Origin of the sequence: Nonomuraea sp. NPDC050310 (genome assembly GCF_040655795.1) — a bacterium.
Classification (GTDB): Bacteria; Actinomycetota; Actinomycetes; order Streptosporangiales; family Streptosporangiaceae; genus Nonomuraea.
In genome coordinates this window covers 127604-146051 of record NZ_JBFAKP010000017.1, presented here as the reverse complement: position 1 = coordinate 146051, position 18448 = coordinate 127604, and the positions used below count along the sequence as shown (strand labels likewise).

The window sequence follows — 18448 nt, the reverse complement described above, 5'->3', positions numbered from 1 at the left end:
GAGGAGCTATCTTCTCGCAGTGCGGGACCGGTAGACGAGGTACGGGCGGAACAAGTACCCGATCGGCGCCGAGAAGGCATGGACCAGCCGGGTGAACGGGAACAACGCGAACAGCGCCATGCCGATCAGCGCATGCAGCTTGAACGGCCACGAGGCCTGTTCCATGGCCGCCGCGTCCGGTTGCAGCAGGTAGACGCTCCTGAACCAGGGCGAGACGCTCTGCCGGTAGTCGGTGGAGTGGTCGACCGTGCTGAGCACGGTGGCCGCCAGTCCCGCGACGAGGGCGGCGACGAGCACCACGAACATCAGCTTGTCGTTGCGCGTGGTCGCCCGGAAGATCGCCCGCGTGGTGCGCCGCCGGTAGATGAGGATCGCCAGCCCGGCCAGCGTGCAGAAGCCCGCGATCCCGCCCACCACGAGCGCCACCGCGTGATAGGCGGGGTCCGTCACGCCCAGCGCCCGGGTCCAGGACTCCGGGATCAGCAGCCCGAGCACGTGCCCGAGGATGACGAAGATCAGCCCGAAGTGGAACAGCGGGCTCCCGATGCGCAGCAACCGGCTCTCGTACAGCTCGGACGAGCGCGTGGTCCAGCCGAACCGGTCGTAGCGGTAGCGCCAGACCAGCCCGCCGGCCAGCACCACGATGACGACGTACGGCAGGATCACCCACAGCAGCGTGCTCACCCGTAGACCCCCACCGACTCCGCCGGCGGCCCGCTCATGGCCAGCGTCTCGGCGGTCCTGCGCTCGGCGGCGGTCAGCGGCGGCAGGATGGCGCAGATCCGCCCGATCACCGACGCGTACGGCGAGCCCAGCTCGGTCAGCGACCGCTCCAGCAGGTCCAGCGCCGGCCGGTGCTCACGCAGCAGCGCCTCGCCCGAGGCGTCGAGCGCCCCGAACTCCAGCATGACCGGCAGGTAGTCCGGCAGCTCGTCGCAGAGCTCCCAGCCGGCCGCCCGGTAGCGCCCCTTCAGCCGGGCCAGCGACTCGCCCCGCCGCCGCGTGTCGCCGTCGGTGTAGTAGGTCAGGTAGAGGCAGCAGCGCCGCCGCAGGTCGAAGGTCTCGACGTAGTGCGCCGCCAGCTCGCCCGCGCCCAGCTCCTCGGCCCGGCCGATGAAGTCGGTGAAGTACGGCAGCGCGGCCTCCCTGATGAGCGGCAGCCGCGCCCAGAACCGCTCGTCGGGATAGGCGAGCAGGTGCGCGGCGGCCTGCAGGACCAGGGCCCGGTTCATGACGGCTCCTTCTTGGTCTGGCGACGCTTGAGGCTGTGGAAGCTCTCGATGCTGACCGGCACCGGCCCGCCGGAGCCCGAGCCGAACGGGCCGGGCCCCTCGTAGCCGACGCTGCAGCCGATCTCCTCGACCGCGCCGGGTGCGGTGCCGTACGCGGTGGGGATCACGTAGCGCTCCTCGTACTTGGCCAGGGCGAGCAGCCGGTACATGGCGTGGATGTCCGCGGCGGGCAGGCCGGTGTCGGGCGGTTCCTCGCCCAGGTTGACCGCGCGCATGTGGGCGCGCATCGCGGCCAGCTTGCGCAGCGAGGCCACGACCGGGCCGGGGTCCCCGGCGGTGAACAGCTCGGCGAGGTAGTCGACCGGGATGCGCAGGGCGTCGATGGCGGCGAACAGGTTGCCCGCGTCCTCGCCGTCGTGTCCGGTGGTGGCGAGCGCGTCCACGACCGGGGAGAGCGGCGGGACGTACCAGACCATCGGCAGCGTCCGGTATTCCGGGTGCAGCGGGAGCGCCAGGCGGTACTTCGTGATCAGGTCGCGGACGGGCGACCTGCGGGCCGCCTCCAGCCAGTCGTCCGGGATCCCGGTGATCCGCGGGTCGTCGGGGTCGAGGAAGAGCGAGAGCTGCGCCTCGTACAGCTCCTTGTCGTCCTTGACCGAGGCCACCTCCGAGACGCGGTCGGCGTCGTAGAGCATCACGCCGAGGTAGCGCAGCCGCCCCACGCAGGTCTCCGAGCAGACCGTCGGCAGCCCGACCTCGACCCGCGGGTAGCAGAAGGTGCACTTCTCGGCCTTGCCGGTGCCGTGGTTGAAGTAGACCTTCTTGTACGGGCAGCCGGTCACGCACATCCGCCAGCCGCGGCAGCGGTCCTGGTCGACCAGGACGATCCCGTCCTCGACCCGCTTGTACATCGCGCCCGACGGGCAGGAGGCGACGCAGGACGGGTTGAGGCAGTGCTCGCAGATGCGCGGCAGGTAGAACATGAACGCCTGCTCGAAGCTGAGCTTGACCTGCTGGTTCAGCTTGCCGAGCAGCGGGTCGGGCGAGGGGTCGCCGCCCAGGTCGTCGTCCCAGTTGGCGCTCCAGCGCACCTTCGTCGGCTCGCCGGTGAGCTGCGAGTACGGCTGGGCGACCGGGGTGTCGGCGCCGAGCGGCGAGCGGATCAGCGTCTCGTAGTCGTAGGTCCAGGGCTCGTAGTAGTCACCGATGCCGGGCAGCACCGGGTTGGCGAAGATCTCCAGCAGCTTGCGGAAGCGCCCGCCGGCCCGCAGCCTGAGCCGGCCCTTGTTGTCGACCACCCAGCCGCCGCGCCAGCGTTCCTGGTCCTCGTAGCGGCGGGGATAGCCCTGGCCGGGGCGGGTCTCGACGTTGTTGAACCAGACGTACTCCACGCCCGGCCGGTTGGTCCACGTCTGCTTGCAGGTGACCGAGCAGGTGTGGCAGCCGATGCACTTGTCCAGGTTCATGACCATGGCGATCTGGGCCATCGCGCGCATCAGTACGCCACCTCCTGGGCGCGACGGCGGATCATGGTGATCTCGTCGCGCTGGTTGCCGGTCGGGCCGAGGTAGTTGAAGGCGTAGGAGAGCTGCGCGTAGCCGCCGATCATGTGCGTCGGCTTGATCAGCACGCGGGTCAGCGAGTTGTGGATGCCGCCGTGCCGGCCGGTCGCCTCCGATTTCGGCACGTCGATCACCCGTTCCTGGGCGTGGTACATGTACACCGTGCCGCGCGGCATGCGGTGCGAGACCACCGCCCGCGCCACGACCACGCCGTTGCGGTTGACCGCCTCGATCCAGTCGTTGTCGGCCGCGCCGATGGCCGCCGCGTCCTCCACCGACATCCAGATCGTCGGTCCGCCCCGGCTGAGCGTCAGCATCATCAGGTTGTCCTGGTACTCGGAGTGGATCGACCACTTCGAGTGCGGGGTGAGGTAGCGGACCGTCAGCAGGCCGGGGCCGCCTTCGCCCCACAAGGCGGCGACGTCGAGCGGCGGGCGGAAGACCGGCAGGGCCTCGCCGTACTCGTGCATCCAGTCGTGGTCGAGGAAGAAGTGCATCCGCCCGGTCAGGGTGTGCCAGGGCTTGTCGTTCTCCACGTTGATGGTGAAGGGCGAGTAGCGCCGGTCGTGCGCCTCCTTGCCGGACCATTCGGGGCTGGTGCCGACGTGCACCGGCCGGGCCTGGGTGTCGGAGAAGACGATGCGGACGTCGCCGTGCATGACGTCGGACAGGTCGCTGCCGGTGCGTTCCTGCAGTTGGCGGAAGCCCTGCGCGGCCAGCCGCCCGTTGCTGCTGCCGGACAGCGCCAGGATCGCCTCGCAGGCCTTGGCCTCGGTGTCGAGCAGCGGCCGGCCCGCCTCGTCGGTGCCGCAGCGCTGCGCCAGCCAGCCGATCTCCTCCCGCGGGTCGAAGGTCACCCTCTTGACCGGGAGCCCCAGGCGTTCGGCGAGCGGCCCGAGCGTGGCCATCTTCGCCGCCACGGCTCCGTAGTCGCGCTCGACGACCGCCAGGTTCGGCTCCACCGGACCGGTGGGCGCCCGCCCGCCCGGCTGGGCCGTCTCGCCCGGGGTGTCGTGCTGGTACGGCAGGCAGACCACGTCCTTGCGCACCCCGAGGTGCTTGGCGGCCAGCGTGCTGAAGGCGCGGGCGATGGCGTGGAAGGCGGTGAAGTCGCTCCTGGTCTCCCAGGGCGGGTCGATCGCCGGGTTGAAGGCGTGGATGAACGGGTGCATGTCGGTCGTCGACAGGTCGTGCTTCTCGTACCAGGTCGCGGCGGGCAGCACGACGTCGGAGAAGAGCGTCGTCGAGGTCATCCGGAAGTCCAGCGTGAGCAGCAGATCCAGCTTGCCGCGCGCGCCATCCGGGTCGGGGTCGGGCAGGTTGGAGCCGGTGCCGAGCAGGTGGTGCAGGAAGTACTCGTTGCCCTTGGCCGAGGAGCCCAGCAGGTTGGAGCGCCAGACGGTCAGCACCCGGGGCCAGTTGCGCGGCTCGTCCGGCGCTTCCACCGCGTACCGCAGCCGGCCCTCGCGCAGTTCGCGCCGGGTGTGCTCGATCGGGTCGGCGTGCTCGCCGAGCTCCAGCGGGTTGCGGTCGAAGGCGGGCGCCATCGGCATCCAGCCGTTGCGCACCGCCTCGGCGACCAGGTCCACCGTGCGCTTGCCGGCGAACTCGCCCGGCCCGAGCGGGGAGGCCAGGTCCCCGGCGTCGAACCGGTCGTAGCGCCACTGGCCGGTGTGCAGGTACCAGAACGGCGTGCCCGGCACCTGCCGGGGCGGCCGCGACCAGTCGAGGGCTCCGGCGAGCTGGGCCCAGCCGGTCTGCGTGCGGCACTTCTCCTGGCCGACGTAGTGCGCCCAGCCGCCGCCGTTGCGGCCCTGGCAGCCGGTGAGCAGCAGCAGCGACAGGAACGCGCGGTAGATCGTGTCGCCGTGGAACCACTGGGTGGTCCCGGCGCCGAGCACGATCATGCATCGGCCGCGCGTCTTCTCCGCGGTCTGCGCGAACTCCCGGGCGATCTTGATGGCCCGGGCGGCGGGCACGCCGCTGATCGGCTCCTGCCAGGCCGGCGTGTACGGCTCGGCCGCGTCGTCGTAGCCCTCGGGCCAGCGGCCCGGCAGGTGGTCGCGGCGCACGCCGTACTGGGCGAGCATGAGGTCGAAGACGGTCGTCACCAGGTGCCCGCCGACCCGGCGGACCGGCACGCCCCGGCTCAGCACGCCGTCGGCGTCGAAACGCGGCAGTCGTACCTCGGCCGTCTCGCCGGCCGCGCCGCCGTACAGGGTGAGCTGCGGGTCGGTGTCGAGCTTGAGGTTCCAGCGGCCCTTGCCGGAGTCGGTCCAGCGGAAGCCGACCGAGCCGTTCGGCACGACCGGCTCGCCGTCCGGGCCCAGGAAGACGGTCTTCCACTCCGCGGCCTCCTCGGCCGAGCCCAGGTCGGCGGCGGTCAGGAACTTGTCCGGCAGGTAGGCCCCGTCGTGCTCGCGCAGCCGGACCAGGAACGGCAGGTCGGTGTACTTGGCCACGTAGTCGGCGAAGTACGGCACCCGGCGCTCGACGAAGCACTCCTTGAGCAGCACGTGCCCCATCGCCATGGCCAGCGCGCCGTCCATGCCGGGGGCGACCGCCAGGAACTCGTCGGCGAACTTGGCCGCGTCGTTGTAGTCGGGCGCGACCACCACGACCTTCTGCCCGCGGTAACGGGCCTCGGCCATCCAGTGCGCGTCCGGCGTGCGGGTGACCGGGACGTTGGAACCCCACAGGATCAGGTAGGCCGCGTCCCACCAGTCGGCCGACTCCGGCACGTCGGTCTGGTCGCCGAAGACCTGCGGCGAGGCGACCGGCAGGTCGGCGTACCAGTCGTAGAAGGAGAGCATCGTGCCGCCGATCAGCGACAGGAAGCGGGACCCGGCCGCGTGCGAGACCATCGACATGGCCGGGATCGGGGAGAAGCCGGCCACCCGGTCGGGGCCGTAGGCCTTGATGGTGTGCACGTGCGCGGCGGCGACTAGCTCGGTCGCCTGCTCCCAGGTGATCCTGACCAGGCCGCCCTGGCCGCGGGCGCTCTGGTAGCGCTCGCGCTTGGCCGGGTCGGTGGTGATCTCGGCCCAGGCGGCGACCGGGTCGAGGCCGCGGGCCCGGGCCTCGCCGTACATCTCGACCAGCACGCCGCGGGCGTAGGGGAAGCGGATGCGGGTCGGCGAGTAGGTGTACCAGGAGAAGGCCGCCCCGCGCGGGCAGCCGCGCGGCTCGTACTCGGGGCGGTCGGGCCCGACGCTGGGGTAGTCGGTCTGCTGCGTCTCCCAGGTGATGATGCCGTCCTTGACGTACACCTTCCACGAGCACGAACCGGTGCAGTTCACCCCGTGGGTGGAGCGCACCACCTTGTCGTGACTCCAGCGGTCGCGGTAGAAGGCGTCGCCCTCCCGGCCTCCGGCGAGGTAGACCGTCCGCAGGTCGTCGCCGGTGACCGTCCGGCGGAAGAACCGGCCGGTCTTGAGAAGCAGCTCTTCAGCGCTAGCCATGGGCCCACTTCATCACATTCAGTAACTATCTGCTACACAGGGTGATATGCAGGCGCGAAACTTGACCCTGGCCACGGTGGCCTTTGCCGTCACGTTCTGGGCGTGGAACCTGATCGGGCCGCTGTCCGGCAGCTACGACAAGCTGCTCGGCCTGTCGGCCACCCAGACCTCGCTGCTGGTCGCCATCCCGGTGCTGGTCGGCTCGCTGGGCCGGATCCCGGTCGGGGTGCTGGCCGACCGGTTCGGCGGGCGGGTCATGTTCGCGGTGATCTGCTTCGCGACGATCATCCCGGTGCTCTTCGTCGGCTGGTCGGGCTCCTATCCCGCGTTGTTGTTCTGGGGCTTCGTGCTGGGCGTCGGCGGCACCTCCTTCGCGGTCGGCGTGCCGTTCGTCAACGCCTGGTACGAACCGGCCCGGCGCGGCTTCGCCACCGGCGTCTTCGGCGCGGGCATGGGCGGCACCGCGCTGTCGGCCTTCCTCACCCCACGCCTGGTCGAGTCGCTCGGCCGGGGGACGACGCACGTGCTCATGGCGGTCGCGCTCGCCGTGATGGGCGTGATCATGCTGCTGTTCAGCCGCGACGCGCCCTCCTGGCGGCCCTCCACCGAGCCCGCGCTGCCGCGCATGCGGGAGGCGACGAAGATCAAGGCCGCCTGGCAGTGCGCCTTCCTCTACGCGGTGGCCTTCGGCGGGTTCGTCGCCTTCTCCACCTACCTGCCGACGCTGCTGCAGAACGTCTACGAGTTCGCCCAGACCGAGGCCGGGCTGCGGACGGCCGGCTTCTCCATCGCCGCGGTCGTCGCCCGGCCGCTCGGCGGCATCCTCTCCGACCGGGTCGGGCCGGTGAAGGTGCTGCTGACCGCCTTCGCCGGTGCCGCGGTCCTGGCGGTCGTGCTCTGCCTCAACCCGCCGCTGGAGGTGCCGGCCGGGGTCAGCTTCGTGCTCATGGCCTTCTTCCTCGGCCTCGGCACCGGCGGCGTCTTCGCCCTCGTCGCCCAGCTCGTCGAGGCCTCGCGGGTGGGCACGGTGACCGGTCTGGTCGGCGCGGCCGGCGGGCTCGGCGGCTACTTCCCGCCGCTCGTCATGGGCGCGGTCTACGAGACGACCGGGGCCTACACGGCCGGCTACCTGCTGCTCGCCCTCACCGCGCTGGCCGCCCTGCTCTACACCGCCCGCGCGTTCAGGCCCGCTCGCGGCCGAAAATGATTTGCCTGGTCAGGCGGCTGTTTGCCAGTCTTGACGCCCTATGCGCCCTCTCCCCGAAGCCGATCCCGGCACGCCTGACGTCCGCAGTCCACTCCGCTACCTGTGGTGGAACGCGCGCCGTCAGGCTGCCCCGCTGTGGGCCGGCATCGGGTTCGCGGTGGTCTGGTGGCTGGCCCAGTCGCTGGTCCCGACTGTGCTCGGCAAGGGCATCGACGCCGTCCGCGGCAAGGAGACCGGCACGCTGCTCGCCTGGTCGGCCGTGCTGTTCGGGCTGGGACTGCTCCAGGCCTTCTCCGGCGTCATGCGGCACCGGATGGCGGTCTTCAACTGGCTGTCGGCGGCCTACCGCACGGTCCAGGTGACCGCCCGGCAGGCGACCAGGCTGGGCGCGACCCTGCCCAAGCGGCTGTCCACCGGCGAGGTGGTGAGCGTCGGCAACTCCGACATCGCGCACATCGGCAACGCGATGGACATCCTGCTGCGCGGCACCGGCTCCGTCGTCGCCATCGCCACCATCGCCGCGATCATGCTCTCCACCGCGTGGGAGCTGGGCCTGCTGGTCCTGATCGGCGTGCCGCTGATGTCGGCCGTCGTCGGCCCGCTGCTGAAGCCCCTGCACCGGCGCCAGCGCGAGCAACGCGAGCTGCAGGGCGAGCTGTCCACCCGGGCGGCCGACATCGTCGCGGGCCTGCGCGTGCTGCGCGGCATCGGCGGCGAGCGCGTCTTCGCCGAGCGCTACCGCCTGGAGTCCCAGCAGGTACGGCAGGCGGGCGTGCGGGTGGTCCGGGTCGAGTCGCTGCTCGAAGGCGTGCAGATCCTGCTGCCCGGCCTGCTGATCGCGGCGGTCACGGCCATCGGCGCCAGCTTCGCGGTCGACCACCGCATCTCCGCCGGCCAGCTCGTCGCCTTCTACACCTACGCCGTCTTCCTCATCGCGCCCATGCGCACGCTGATCGAGGCGGCCGACAAGCTGACCAAGGGACACGTGGCGGCCAAGCGGGTGATCCGCATCCTGGCCATCGAGCCCGAGGTCAGCGGCGGCGACGGCGGCTCGCCCGGCGGTGAGCTGCACGACGAGGCCTCCGGCGTACGGGTGCGGCCGGGCACGTTCACCGCGCTGACCGCCTCGACGCCCGAGCAGGCCGCCGAGATCGCCGACCGGCTCGGCCGCTACGCCGAGGGCCAGGTCCGCTTCGGCGGGGTGCCGCTGGCCTCGCTGCCGGTGGCCGAGGTGCGCTCGCGCATCCTGGTCGCCGACAACGCCGCGCGGCTGTTCACCGGGCGGCTGCGCGACGAGCTCGACGTGGCCGGCGCCTCCGACGAGGCGGTGGCCGAGGCGCTCCACGCCGCCTGCGCCGAGGACATCGTCGAGTCGCTGCCCGACGGCCTCGACGCGCACGTGGCCGAGGCCGGCCGCGAGTTCTCCGGCGGCCAGCAGCAGCGGTTGCGCCTGGCCCGCGCGCTGATCACCGACCCGGAGGTGCTCATCCTGGTCGAACCGACCAGCGCCGTGGACGCCCACAGCGAGGCACGCATCGCCGACCGGCTGGCCAAGGCCCGCGCCGGCAAGACCACGCTGGTCTGCACGACCAGCCCGCTCGTGCTCGACCGCACCGATCACGTGATCTACGTCGAGGACGGCGCCGTCCAGGCCGAGGGCCCCCACCGGGAGCTCCTGGCCGCATCCCCGGCCTACGCCGGGACCGTGACCCGAGGGGAGGACTGAGATGGCCAAGACGCTGCTCCCGGTCGCCGACCAGGCCCAGGTACGCGCCTACGCCCGGCGGCTGACCCTGAAGTACCCGCGCGAGCTGACCGTGGCGCTGCTGCTGCACGGCCTGGCCGCCGTCGCCGGCCTCGGCGCCCCCTGGCTGCTCGGCGGGCTGGTCCAGGACGTCGAGTCGGGCCTGCCGGTGCGGATCGCGGTGGTGGCGCTGTCCATCGGCGCCTTCTTCGTCGGCCAGGCCGTGCTGGTGCGTTACGCCGCGCTGGCCTCGGCCAAGCTCGGCGAGAAGGTGCTGGCCGAGCTGCGGGAGGAGTTCGTCGAGCGCATCCTCGCGCTGCCGCTGTCCACCGTGGAGCGGGCCGGGTCCGGCGACCTCATCACGCGCACCTCGCGGGACGTCGACTCCCTGTCCCGGACGGTACGGCATGCCGTACCGGAGACGTTGATCTCGCTGGTCACCTTCACCATCAGCGTCGGCGCGCTGGTCCTGGTCGGCCCGCTGCTGGCGGCGCCGATGCTGCTGGCCGCGCCGATCCTGTGGTTCTCCACGCGGTGGTACCTGAAGCGGGCCCGCGACGGCTACCTGCGCGAGAACGCCGCCTACTCGGTGATGACCGAGGGCCTGACCGAGACGGTCGAGGGCGCCCGCGCGGTCGAGGCGCTCGGCCTCCAGGAGCGGCGGCACCGCCGTACCGACGCCGACATCGCCGGCTCGTGGGCGGCCGAGCGGTACACGCTCGGGCTGCGCACGCTCTGGTTCCCGTCGGTGGAGCTCGGCTACGTGATCCCGATCGTGTCCACGCTGCTGGTCGGCGGCCTGCTGTACAGCTCGGACCTCGCCACGATCGCCCAGGTCACCACAGCGATGATCTACGTGCAGCAGCTCATCGACCCGCTCGACCGCTTCCTGATGTGGATCGACGAGCTCCAGGTCGGCGGCGCGGCCATGTCCCGGCTGCTCGGCGTCGCCACCGTCCGCGACGACCGGGTGCCGGGCGACGAGCGGCCGGCCGGTGAGGAACTGGCCGCCGAGCACGTCCGTTACGCCTACCGCGAGGGCCGCGACGTGCTCCATGACGTCTCGCTGCGGATCGCGCCCGGCGAGCGGCTGGCCATGGTCGGCCCGTCCGGCGCGGGCAAGTCGACGCTCGGCCGCCTGCTGGCCGGCATCCACGGCCCACGCTCGGGCTCGGTCACCGTCGGCGGCGTGCCCCTGGTCGAGCTGCCCCTGGACGAGCTGCGCGGCCACGTCGCGCTGGTCACCCAGGAACACCACCTGTTCAAGGGCACGCTCCGGGAGAACCTGCTCATCGCCGACCCCTCGGCCGACGACGAGCGGATCCTGGCGGCGCTCGGCGCGGTGGACGCGCTCGACTGGGTGCTCGCCCTGCCCGACGGCCTCGACACCGCGGTCGGCTCCGGCGGCACGGACGTCTCGCCCGCGCACGCCCAGCAGCTCGCGCTGGCCCGGCTGGTCCTGGCCGACCCGCACACGCTGGTCCTGGACGAGGCCACCTCGCTCATCGACCCGCGGGCGGCGCGCAACCTGGAGCGGTCCCTGGCGGCGGTGCTGGAGGGGCGCACGGTCATCGCGATCGCGCACCGGCTCTACACCGCGCACGACGCCGACCGGGTGGCCGTGGTGGAGGACGGGCGGATCAGCGAGCTGGGCTCGCACGACGAGCTCGTCGCGGCCGGCGGGCCGTACGCGGCGTTGTGGGAGAGCTGGCACGGCAGCCCGGCGGCGCTCGACCGGGTGAGCCAGTAGTCGCTGCGGCTCGGCCAGCAGTTGCCGGCCGGGCCGCGGTGGCTCACAATCCCCTTCCGGGGGATCAATGGCGAAATTTCACGACCGTACGGCCCGGCTGATCGCGGCGGGCCTGTGCGGGCTCTGCCTCGCGGTGCTGGCGGGCTACCCGCTCGTCCTGTGGACGGCGTCGCAGGTGTCCGTCCTGATGAACCCCAGCGTGCTGCTGTTCGCCCTGATCGCCACGCTGCTCGGAACCGTCGTGGTGGTCCGCCGGCCTCGCCTGGCCGCCGGGTGGCTCCTGCTGGCCGCCGGGGTGTCGTCGGCGGGGCTGGCCTTCGTGATCGTGCTGCAGAACTTCCCGTCCTTCGGGGACGAGCCCGGCGGCTACCACCTGGTCAGGGTCACCCGCGCGTTCTTCCGGCAGGCCGGCCACCTCGCGCTCGTGCTGCTGCCGCTGGTCTACCCGGACCGGCGGCTCGGCGAGCGGGGCTGGCGGTGGCTCTACCTGGGCCTGACCGCCTGGTTCGCGGCCGGCTGGCTGGCCCGGGTCGTGCAACCGGCCGCCTCGCCCTCCGTCCCGGCCAACCCGTGGGGCCTGCCGCAGGCCGAGGCGCTGGCGGCGGGGATGGTCGAGTGGGGTGAGCCGGTCCGGGCCGTCCTGACCTGGGGCGGCGTGGGCCTCCTGCTCCTGCGGTTCCGGCGGGCCGAGCCGGACGGGCGGCGGCAGATCGGCTGGTTCCTGCTCGCCGTACTGATCGAGAACCTGTGCACGGTGGCCTGGGAGCTGACCCGCTGGGGCGGCTTCGCCCTCGTGGACGGCGCGCCGGCCATCCCGCTGGCCGTGCTGCTGGCGATCACCCGGTACCGCCTCTACGCGATCGACACCCTGGTCGGCCGGGCGGTCATCGGCGGCGTCCTGGTGGGCGGGGTCGCCGCGACCTACCTCGGCGCCGCGGCGCTGGCCGGGTTCTTCCTGGCCGACCACGGCCGGCTGGTCGGCGTGGTCACGGCCGTCGTGGCGGGCAGCTTCTTCCGTCCGGTCCAGCGGGGCATCCAGCGGCGGCTCGACCGCCTCCTGTACGGCCGCAGCGGCGATCCGCAGACCCACGCGCGGGCCCTGCGGGACCAGATCCAGCATGCCGGTCCGGCCGATGCGCTGGGGGCCGCCGTCGAGGCGGTCATGAACGGCCTGGCGGTCCGCGGCGCCGCGGTCGACCTCGGCGCCGGATCCCCGGACGCCGGGCCGACCCGGGGCGACCTGGGCGGGACGGCCCGGGAGATCCCGCTGGTCTGGCACGGGCACCGGGTCGGCACGCTCCTGCTCGGTGCGCCCGGCGTGCGGCGCTTCCCCCGGGCCTACGAGCGGCGCATGCTGGGAGCGCTGGTGCCGATCGTGGCCGATGCCGCGCATGCCGTACGGCTGGCCGAAGACCTGCGCCGCACCCGCGAACGGGCGGCGGGGGTGGCCGAGGAGGAGCGGCGGCGGCTCCACCGTGACCTGCGCGACGGCCTGGGCAGCCGATTGACCGGCATGGCCCTGGCCCTCGACTCGGCGCGGCACTCCCTGGACGGCTCCCCGGACCGCGCGGATCGGTTGCTGGGCGACCTGCGGCTCGGCATGGACGCGGTCACGGAGGAGATCCGCGACCTCGTCCACGACCTGCGCCCCGGCGACCCCGACTGAACTCGGTGATCCCGGTGTGACGAGCACAACAACCTACGGCGACGTAACTTACGCTACCGTAGGTTGTATGACGGTCCTCGAAAAGCCCCGCCTCCGGGGCTGGCTCCACGCCGGCGCGCTGCCCGCCGCGCTGGTGGCCGGGTTCGTCCTGGTCGCCCTCGGCCCGACGGTCGAGGCACGACTGGCCGCGACGGTCTACGCGATCACCTCGGCCCTGCTCTTCGGCGTCTCGGCCACCTATCACCGCGGCAAGCTGTCGCCCCGGGTGGCGGAGGTGCTGCGCCGCTTCGACCACGCGAACATCTACCTGATCATCGCCGGCACCTACACCCCCTTCGCCCTGCTCGCCCTCGACGGCCTGCCCAGGCTGCTGGTGCTCACCGTCATCTGGGTGGGCGCGCTGGCCGGGGTGCTGTTCAAGATCTTCTGGGTGGACGCGCCCCGCTGGCTCTCCACGGCCCTCTACATCGGCCTCGGCTGGGTCGCCGCCTTCGTGCTCCCGCAGCTCATGGACGGGGCCGGGGCGGCCGCGCTGGTCCTCGTCGTCATCGGCGGCCTGCTCTACACCGCCGGTGGCCTGGTGTACGGCTTGCGCCGCCCGGACCCGTCGCCTCGGTGGTTCGGCTTCCACGAGGTCTTCCACGCGCTGACGGTGGCCGCGTATGTCGTGCAGTACGTGGCGATCTCGTTCGTCGTCTACTCGGCCGCCTGACTTCCGGCCGGTCGTTCGGCCATGGTCCAGGGGAAGGGCGCGAGGTCAGGCTCCACCCACCCGCTCCTCGCCCGCGGCGCGGCCAACGTCGTAGAGCGGTAGAACCTCCCCAGCAGCCGCTTGTCCAGCAGTGCGGGGTTCCGGCCCACGAACTCCGCGAACTCCTCGCCCTCGGCGACGTGGTATCCCACCAGCTCCACCCAGGCCCGGCTCATCGTCGCGTGGTACTTCTGCGGCGCGCCCGCGTACCTCGCGGTCTGCCGGATGCCGTCACTCACCAGCCCGACCGCCGCCTCGGTCCCGCACCGCCGTACGGCAAGCCAGGTCAGGTGCACATGCTCCCGATGCCCGAACCGGGCGGCACCCCGCATCACCTCGGCCATCAACTCGTCGAACGCCGTCATCCCGGCCCCCTCCTTCGGTGATCGCCGCCCTCGGCGAGCGCCTGAAGCCCCTCCCGCAACCCGGCGACCGCCTCCTCGGAGAACCCGCCGAGCGCCCGCTCCTCCAACCCGGAGATCGCCCTCCGGATGGTCGCGGCCGCCTCCCGCCCCGCCGCGGTCAGCCTCACCTCGACCGCCCGCCGATCACCGGGACGAGGACCCCGCGCCAGCAGCTCCCGGCGCTCCAGCCGGTCGAGCACGCTGGTGAGCGTCGTCGGCCGAGTGCCCGCCGCCACCCCCAGCTCGCGGATCGTCCGCGCCCGCCCATCGGCCAGGTTCGCCAGCACGTTCATCTCCGACGCACTCAATCCCAGCCCGGCGAGTTCGGCGGCCAGGAGGTGCAGGGTGGCATGAGTCGCCCGTTGCAGTGCCAGCAACGCCGACCAGGTCTCATCTGTCACGATTTCAGATTATCCGAAATCGTAGTATCTCACTACGTGGAACGCTTGGAGAAGAAGACGCAGAAAGGATGCCCGGCGGGGTCGGCATACACCCGCAACGGCTCCTCCTCGTCATCCATCCGGTCCAGCAACAGCCGCGCCCCGAGCCCCAGGATCCGTTCGTGCTGCGCCTCCAGTGCCTCCACCGACGGCACGGTCATGTCCAGGTGCAGTTGCTGCGGGATGTCCTGCTCGGGCCACGTCGTCCGTGGCTGCCGATCGACCTGCTGAAAGGCCAGGAGGGACGCGCCCTCAGGCGTCCTCAGCACCAGCCAGGACCGCCCCCGCTCGTCATCGCCCCCCGCCTCCGGCGGCTCATCCCCGGGCCGGTACTCCAGCCCCAGCAACACCCGATAGAACTCCGCCAGGGCCCTGGCATCGGTGCCGTCCAGCACCACCTGGCACAACCTCAGCCCGCCGCTTGAATCAGCCATCCGAACCCCCTTGCCCTCGCCCCGCTCCTGCTCCCGAGGGCCTCAGCTAAACCCGACAGTCCGTTGCCGGTGCCCGCTGGTGAGCGCCTCCAGTTCGGCAACCGCCTGGTCGGTCGCGGCCTCGGCGGCGATCTCACCCGCCAGCCGCCCGGCCTCCCTGCGGTAGGACGGTTCGTTCAGCACCCGATCCACAGCCTGGGCAATCGCCTCGGCCGACGCGTTCTTGCTCACCGTGACCCCAGCACCGGCGAGCTCGACGTGCCGGGCCACCTCCGGCTGATCACGCCCGAGCGGCACGCAGACCAACGGCACCCCCGCGGCCAACGACTTCACAGCCGTCCCATGACCGGCATGCGTGACGGTCACCGCAGCGTGCCGCAACGCCAGACTGTGCGGCGCCCTCGCAACGACCGTCACATTCCCAGGCGCCCGCACCGTAGCCGGATCCACCGCCGGTCCAGTGGTCAACAGCCCCCGCACCGGCAGCGTCCCCAGAGCCTCGGCGATCCGCTCCAGCCGGGCGCGCTGATTCATGTACGACGAGCTCAGGCCCACCAGCACCAGCGGCGCATCCCCCTCGGGCAACTCCAGTTCCCCGGCCCAGGCCGGATCATCCAGCCGCGCCCCCACATGCCGCAGCTGAGCGGGAAACTCCCTGCTCGGGTAGTCGAGCGCCCGCGGAGACAACACCAGCACCCGATCCACCCGCTCGAAGGCGTCGATCACCGACTCCACCGGCACCAGCCCGTGCGCGGTGCGTGCGGCATTGAGCGCCTTCAGCCCCTTCGCCCACGGCTTGGCCATCATCCGCCCCAGCGCCCGATCCCGCAGCCGCCCCACCGCGCCCCGGCCCGGCCGCAACCCCAGCCCGGGCGGCGGCGCCCCCGGCGTGGGCAGCGGATAGATCGTGGTCACCAACGACACCAGCGGAATCCCCGCCGCCTCGCCCCCGGTGAAAACGCCGAGCAGCATGTGCTCAGCCACCAGCACATCCGCCGGCCGGGCCCGCAACTCGGCCAGCGTGTCCCTCGCATAGTCGATCGCAGGACCGCAGACGATCCGATCCCTCAACCGCGCGAACGCACCCAGCGGGGTCCGTGCCTCAAAGTCCTTGATCACATCCTTGGCCGGATCGCTGGCATCCCCCTGCGGCGCGGTAGTCCAGGGGACATGCTCCAGCCCTCCGGCCACCACCTCGTCCCGCAGCGAGGCATCAGCCAGCACCCGAACGGTGTGCCCGCGCTCCCGCAACGCCCGGGCGATCGACAGAACCGGCGGTACGGCTCCGCCCCCGGCCCACGTGGCAAACAGGAAACTCTTCGTCATCAGATCTCTCCGGGGATCTCGGGGCCTCGTGGACCTCGGAAGTCTTTGGGCTGGGGATGCGGGTTGGGGGATCGCGCAGATCTCAGGGGACTTGCGGGTCCGGGGCAGCTCGGCGATCTCGGCGGGGGTCGATCCCGGTCAGCAGATCGCGCATGGCCCGTTCCGCCTCCGCCCGCGACAGCCCGAGATCACGCCGCCACAACTTCCACAGGTACACATCCGTGGCGGCGTAGTGCAGGTTCAGCGCATGCTCCCGTTCGGGACCCGCCTCCGGGAGCCGATCGGCGAAGACCTCCTCCAGCCAGGCCCGATGCTGCCCACGCGCCTGCACAGCCGCCCGCCCCAGAGCGGGCACCCGATCCACCTGTGCCGCCCACAGCACGTTCGCCTCCCCCTGCCGCTCGTAGTCGGCGAACAGCACCGCCACGATCGCCGCCACGTCACCGACCGGCGCCTGCCGAGCCACCGCCGTCCGCGTCGCCACCCACTCGGCCACCGCGTCGGCCAGCCCGTCCTTCCCGCCGAACCGGTTCACGACCGTCTGGACCGACACCTCCGCCTCGTCGGCGATGTGCTGCAGCGTCACCTCGTCGTACCACCGCTGCGTCCACAACCTGGCAGCCGCCTCCATCACCCGCTCCCGGGTGGCCTCCATCGCCGCAGTCCGCGCACCCATCCGGTACGAACGCCTTTCCATGGAGTAGACGCTATATTCAAATTAATGACCGGTCAAACCAAATCTCTGCAGAGCCGCCCCTCACCCATCCACCCCGCCCGCCAACCTTCCGGCCCCGAGCCGACACCCTTCGAGCCGGTCAGCCGTCCCGAGTGCTCACCCCGTCCGCCCGTCCCGCGATGCGGTAGTTTCCCCGTCATGAGTGATCTTGGTCCCGTCACCTGGCCACCCGCCCCGATCAGCACCGACCGCCTCCTCCTCCGCGCGCCCGAGGCCCAAGACCGCGCGCCCCTCATCGACCTGTTCACCTCACCCGAGGTCGGCACCTACATCGGCGGCCCCCAACCCCGCGACGAGTTCGAGCGCACCTTCCCCGCCGTCCCCCCTCGCCGCCCAGGCCTGTTCGCAGTCACCCTCAACGGCACGCTGATCGGCATCATCGACGTCAAGCGCCGCCCCGCCGACCGCCCGGGCCACGTCCGACCGGACGGCGGCGAGGTCGAGCTCGGCTACCTGTTCCTGCCCCACACCTGGGGCCACGGCTACGCCACCGAAGCCTGCGCCGCCGCCCTCACCTGGATCACCACCGCCCTCCCCGGCGAGCCGGTGGTCCTCTCCACCCAGACCGCCAACGTCCCCTCCATCCGCCTGGCCGCCAAGCTCGGCTTCACCGAGACGGCCCGCTTCGAGGAGTACGGCGCAGAGCAGTGGTTCGCCGTCTGGTGGCCTCCCACCCCGCCCACCTGACCGCCGACCCTTCACCGAGGCCGCGGGCGGTATCCGGGCCGACCTGCGCGGTTCCTTTCCCAGCCAGAACGCGCCTCATAGGCTTGATCAGGTCGCCAAGGGCGCGGCCGTGAAGGGAACGGGATGGGTCGTTACTCACGAGTCGTGGTCAAGCTCAGCGGCGAAGCACTCGCCGGAGAAGCCGGTTGGGGGACCGACCCGGCAAGCCTCGCCCAACTGGCCGAGGAGATCCTCTCCGTCAGCGACCTGGGCGTAGAGGTCGCGGTGGTCATCGGCGGCGGCAACTACTTCCGCGGCCGGATGGCCGAAGGCTGGGGCATCGGCCGAGCCGAAGCCGACAACATCGGCATGCTCGGCACGGTGATGAACGCGCTGATGCTCCGTGGAGTGCTCACCGCCCGCTCCCAGACAGACGTGCGGGTGATGACGGCCGTGCCCATGCAGAGCGTCGCGGAGCCCTTCATCCGCCTTCGCGCCGACGGGCACCTCCGCCGCGGGCTGATCGTCCTGCTCGCCGGCGGCATCGGCCAGCCGTACGTCACCACGGACTATCCCGCCGTACAACGAGCCCTGGAACTCGAAGCGGACGCCCTACTGGTGGCCAAGCGTGGCGTCGACGGCGTCTACGACAGCGACCCGAACGTGAACCCGACCGCCCAGCGGTACACCCACCTCACCTACCGAGAGGCCCTGGCCGCCGGGGTGAGGGTCATGGACGAGAGCGCCTTCGTCCTCGCCAACGAGCAGGGTCTCCTCATGCACGTGTTCGACGTGGCGGCTAGGGGCGCCATGAAGGCGATCTGCCAGGGCGAGGACATCGGCACCAGGATCACCCGCGATCCGGCCACCCCAGCGGCCTAGCCACCGCGAGCGATCCGCGATCAGGTCCACGTGCCCACCCGCCCGCTCGATGGGCAGGCCCAGCCTTCAGCGAAGCCCCGCAGTGCGGGCCCAGCCCTCTGGGACTCAAGCGAGCCCAAGGCGCTCCCTCGTCCTGATGAAGTCGCCCCACGCCCGGGGAGTGCGAGGGGCCGGGAGGCCCCTCGCA

At 71.9% G+C, this 18448-nt stretch carries 16 protein-coding genes; 7 read left to right on the top strand and 9 right to left on the bottom strand.

Annotated features, from left to right (window positions below; translation table 11 throughout):
* Positions 1 to 6 precede the first annotated feature (6 nt).
* Genes narI through AB0I67_RS31325 form a run of 4 tightly spaced genes read right to left on the bottom strand, consistent with a single transcriptional unit; the run spans position 7 to position 6255 of the window.
* Positions 7 to 684, bottom strand: coding sequence for a respiratory nitrate reductase subunit gamma (gene narI, locus AB0I67_RS31340; protein ID WP_357930744.1), 678 nt, complete (start codon positions 682 to 684; stop codon positions 7 to 9).
* Positions 681 to 1232 carry a nitrate reductase molybdenum cofactor assembly chaperone gene (gene narJ, locus AB0I67_RS31335; protein ID WP_357930741.1) on the bottom strand — a complete coding sequence of 184 codons (552 nt, stop codon included), beginning with the start codon at positions 1230 to 1232 and terminating at the stop codon, positions 681 to 683. Before narJ ends, narI begins: the two co-directional genes overlap by 4 nt.
* Entirely contained in the window at positions 1229 to 2728 is a 1500-nt protein-coding gene (gene narH, locus AB0I67_RS31330; protein WP_357930738.1) for a nitrate reductase subunit beta, read from the bottom strand. Before narH ends, narJ begins: the two co-directional genes overlap by 4 nt.
* Positions 2728 to 6255, bottom strand: coding sequence for a nitrate reductase subunit alpha (locus tag AB0I67_RS31325; protein WP_357930735.1), 3528 nt, complete (start codon positions 6253 to 6255; stop codon positions 2728 to 2730). The genes narH and AB0I67_RS31325 overlap by 1 nt, the downstream gene beginning before the upstream one ends.
* Positions 6256 to 6301: 46 nt before the next feature.
* Between AB0I67_RS31325 and AB0I67_RS31320 the strand changes: the two genes are divergently transcribed.
* The 5 genes from AB0I67_RS31320 (at position 6302) to AB0I67_RS31300 (ending at position 13334) form a co-directional block, all read left to right on the top strand.
* A complete protein-coding gene (locus AB0I67_RS31320) occupies positions 6302 to 7462 on the top strand; it encodes an MFS transporter (protein WP_357930734.1) in 1161 nt (386 codons plus the stop codon).
* A gap of 40 nt (positions 7463 to 7502) precedes the next feature.
* Positions 7503 to 9188 (top strand): ABC transporter ATP-binding protein, encoded by a 1686-nt coding sequence (locus AB0I67_RS31315; protein ID WP_357930733.1) that lies wholly within the window; start codon positions 7503 to 7505, stop codon positions 9186 to 9188.
* Position 9189: 1 nt separating this feature from the next.
* Positions 9190 to 10956 (top strand): ABC transporter ATP-binding protein, encoded by a 1767-nt coding sequence (locus tag AB0I67_RS31310; RefSeq protein WP_357930730.1) that lies wholly within the window; start codon positions 9190 to 9192, stop codon positions 10954 to 10956.
* A 67-nt stretch (positions 10957 to 11023) separates the two neighbouring features.
* Positions 11024 to 12622, top strand: coding sequence for a histidine kinase dimerization/phosphoacceptor domain-containing protein (locus AB0I67_RS31305; protein ID WP_357930728.1), 1599 nt, complete (start codon positions 11024 to 11026; stop codon positions 12620 to 12622).
* Positions 12623 to 12689: 67 nt separating this feature from the next.
* Positions 12690 to 13334: a hemolysin III family protein gene (locus tag AB0I67_RS31300; protein ID WP_357930725.1), complete on the top strand. Its 645-nt coding sequence runs from the start codon at positions 12690 to 12692 to the stop codon at positions 13332 to 13334.
* Here the strand turns inward: AB0I67_RS31300 and AB0I67_RS31295 are convergent.
* The 5 genes from AB0I67_RS31295 to AB0I67_RS31275 form a co-directional block, all read right to left on the bottom strand.
* The gene (locus AB0I67_RS31295) at positions 13319 to 13738 is read right to left on the bottom strand and encodes a hypothetical protein (RefSeq protein ID WP_357930722.1); all 420 of its coding nucleotides are present in this window, start codon (positions 13736 to 13738) and stop codon (positions 13319 to 13321) included. The genes AB0I67_RS31300 and AB0I67_RS31295 overlap by 16 nt on opposite strands.
* Positions 13735 to 14178, bottom strand: a complete 444-nt coding sequence (locus AB0I67_RS31290; protein ID WP_357930720.1) for a MarR family transcriptional regulator — start codon at positions 14176 to 14178, stop codon at positions 13735 to 13737. Before AB0I67_RS31290 ends, AB0I67_RS31295 begins: the two co-directional genes overlap by 4 nt.
* Positions 14179 to 14210: 32 nt before the next feature.
* Entirely contained in the window at positions 14211 to 14651 is a 441-nt protein-coding gene (locus AB0I67_RS31285; RefSeq protein WP_357930718.1) for a VOC family protein, read from the bottom strand.
* Positions 14652 to 14693: 42 nt separating this feature from the next.
* Positions 14694 to 15977, bottom strand: a complete 1284-nt coding sequence (locus tag AB0I67_RS31280; protein ID WP_357930716.1) for a glycosyltransferase — start codon at positions 15975 to 15977, stop codon at positions 14694 to 14696.
* Positions 15978 to 16059: 82 nt separating this feature from the next.
* A complete protein-coding gene (locus tag AB0I67_RS31275) occupies positions 16060 to 16674 on the bottom strand; it encodes a helix-turn-helix domain-containing protein (RefSeq protein ID WP_357930715.1) in 615 nt (204 codons plus the stop codon).
* 177 nt (positions 16675 to 16851) lie between these two features.
* On the opposite strand from AB0I67_RS31275, the gene AB0I67_RS31270 reads away from it, so the two are divergent.
* Entirely contained in the window at positions 16852 to 17400 is a 549-nt protein-coding gene (locus AB0I67_RS31270) for a GNAT family N-acetyltransferase (protein WP_357930712.1), read from the top strand.
* A 144-nt stretch (positions 17401 to 17544) separates the two neighbouring features.
* Positions 17545 to 18261 (top strand): UMP kinase, encoded by a 717-nt coding sequence (gene pyrH / locus AB0I67_RS31265; protein ID WP_357930709.1) that lies wholly within the window; start codon positions 17545 to 17547, stop codon positions 18259 to 18261.
* The last annotated feature ends 187 nt before the right edge of the window (positions 18262 to 18448 follow it).

Excerpts from the sequence above, each read along its gene's own strand:
- AB0I67_RS31295 (WP_357930722.1), bottom strand. The coding sequence starts at position 13,738 with ATGACGGCGTTCGACGAGTTGATGGCCGAGGTGATGCGGGGTGCCGCC.
- AB0I67_RS31285 (WP_357930718.1), bottom strand. The coding sequence starts at position 14,651 with ATGGCTGATTCAAGCGGCGGGCTGAGGTTGTGCCAGGTGGTGCTGGAC.
- AB0I67_RS31270 (WP_357930712.1), top strand. The coding sequence starts at position 16,852 with ATGAGTGATCTTGGTCCCGTCACCTGGCCACCCGCCCCGATCAGCACC.
- AB0I67_RS31300 (WP_357930725.1), top strand. The coding sequence starts at position 12,690 with ATGACGGTCCTCGAAAAGCCCCGCCTCCGGGGCTGGCTCCACGCCGGC.
- AB0I67_RS31305 (WP_357930728.1), top strand. The coding sequence starts at position 11,024 with ATGGCGAAATTTCACGACCGTACGGCCCGGCTGATCGCGGCGGGCCTG.
- AB0I67_RS31315 (WP_357930733.1), top strand. The coding sequence starts at position 7,503 with ATGCGCCCTCTCCCCGAAGCCGATCCCGGCACGCCTGACGTCCGCAGT.
- AB0I67_RS31310 (WP_357930730.1), top strand. The coding sequence starts at position 9,190 with ATGGCCAAGACGCTGCTCCCGGTCGCCGACCAGGCCCAGGTACGCGCC.
- AB0I67_RS31320 (WP_357930734.1), top strand. The coding sequence starts at position 6,302 with ATGCAGGCGCGAAACTTGACCCTGGCCACGGTGGCCTTTGCCGTCACG.
- narH (WP_357930738.1), bottom strand. The coding sequence starts at position 2,728 with ATGCGCGCGATGGCCCAGATCGCCATGGTCATGAACCTGGACAAGTGC.
- AB0I67_RS31275 (WP_357930715.1), bottom strand. The coding sequence starts at position 16,674 with ATGGAAAGGCGTTCGTACCGGATGGGTGCGCGGACTGCGGCGATGGAG.
- AB0I67_RS31325 (WP_357930735.1), bottom strand. The coding sequence starts at position 6,255 with ATGGCTAGCGCTGAAGAGCTGCTTCTCAAGACCGGCCGGTTCTTCCGC.
- narJ (WP_357930741.1), bottom strand. The coding sequence starts at position 1,232 with ATGAACCGGGCCCTGGTCCTGCAGGCCGCCGCGCACCTGCTCGCCTAT.
- AB0I67_RS31280 (WP_357930716.1), bottom strand. The coding sequence starts at position 15,977 with ATGACGAAGAGTTTCCTGTTTGCCACGTGGGCCGGGGGCGGAGCCGTA.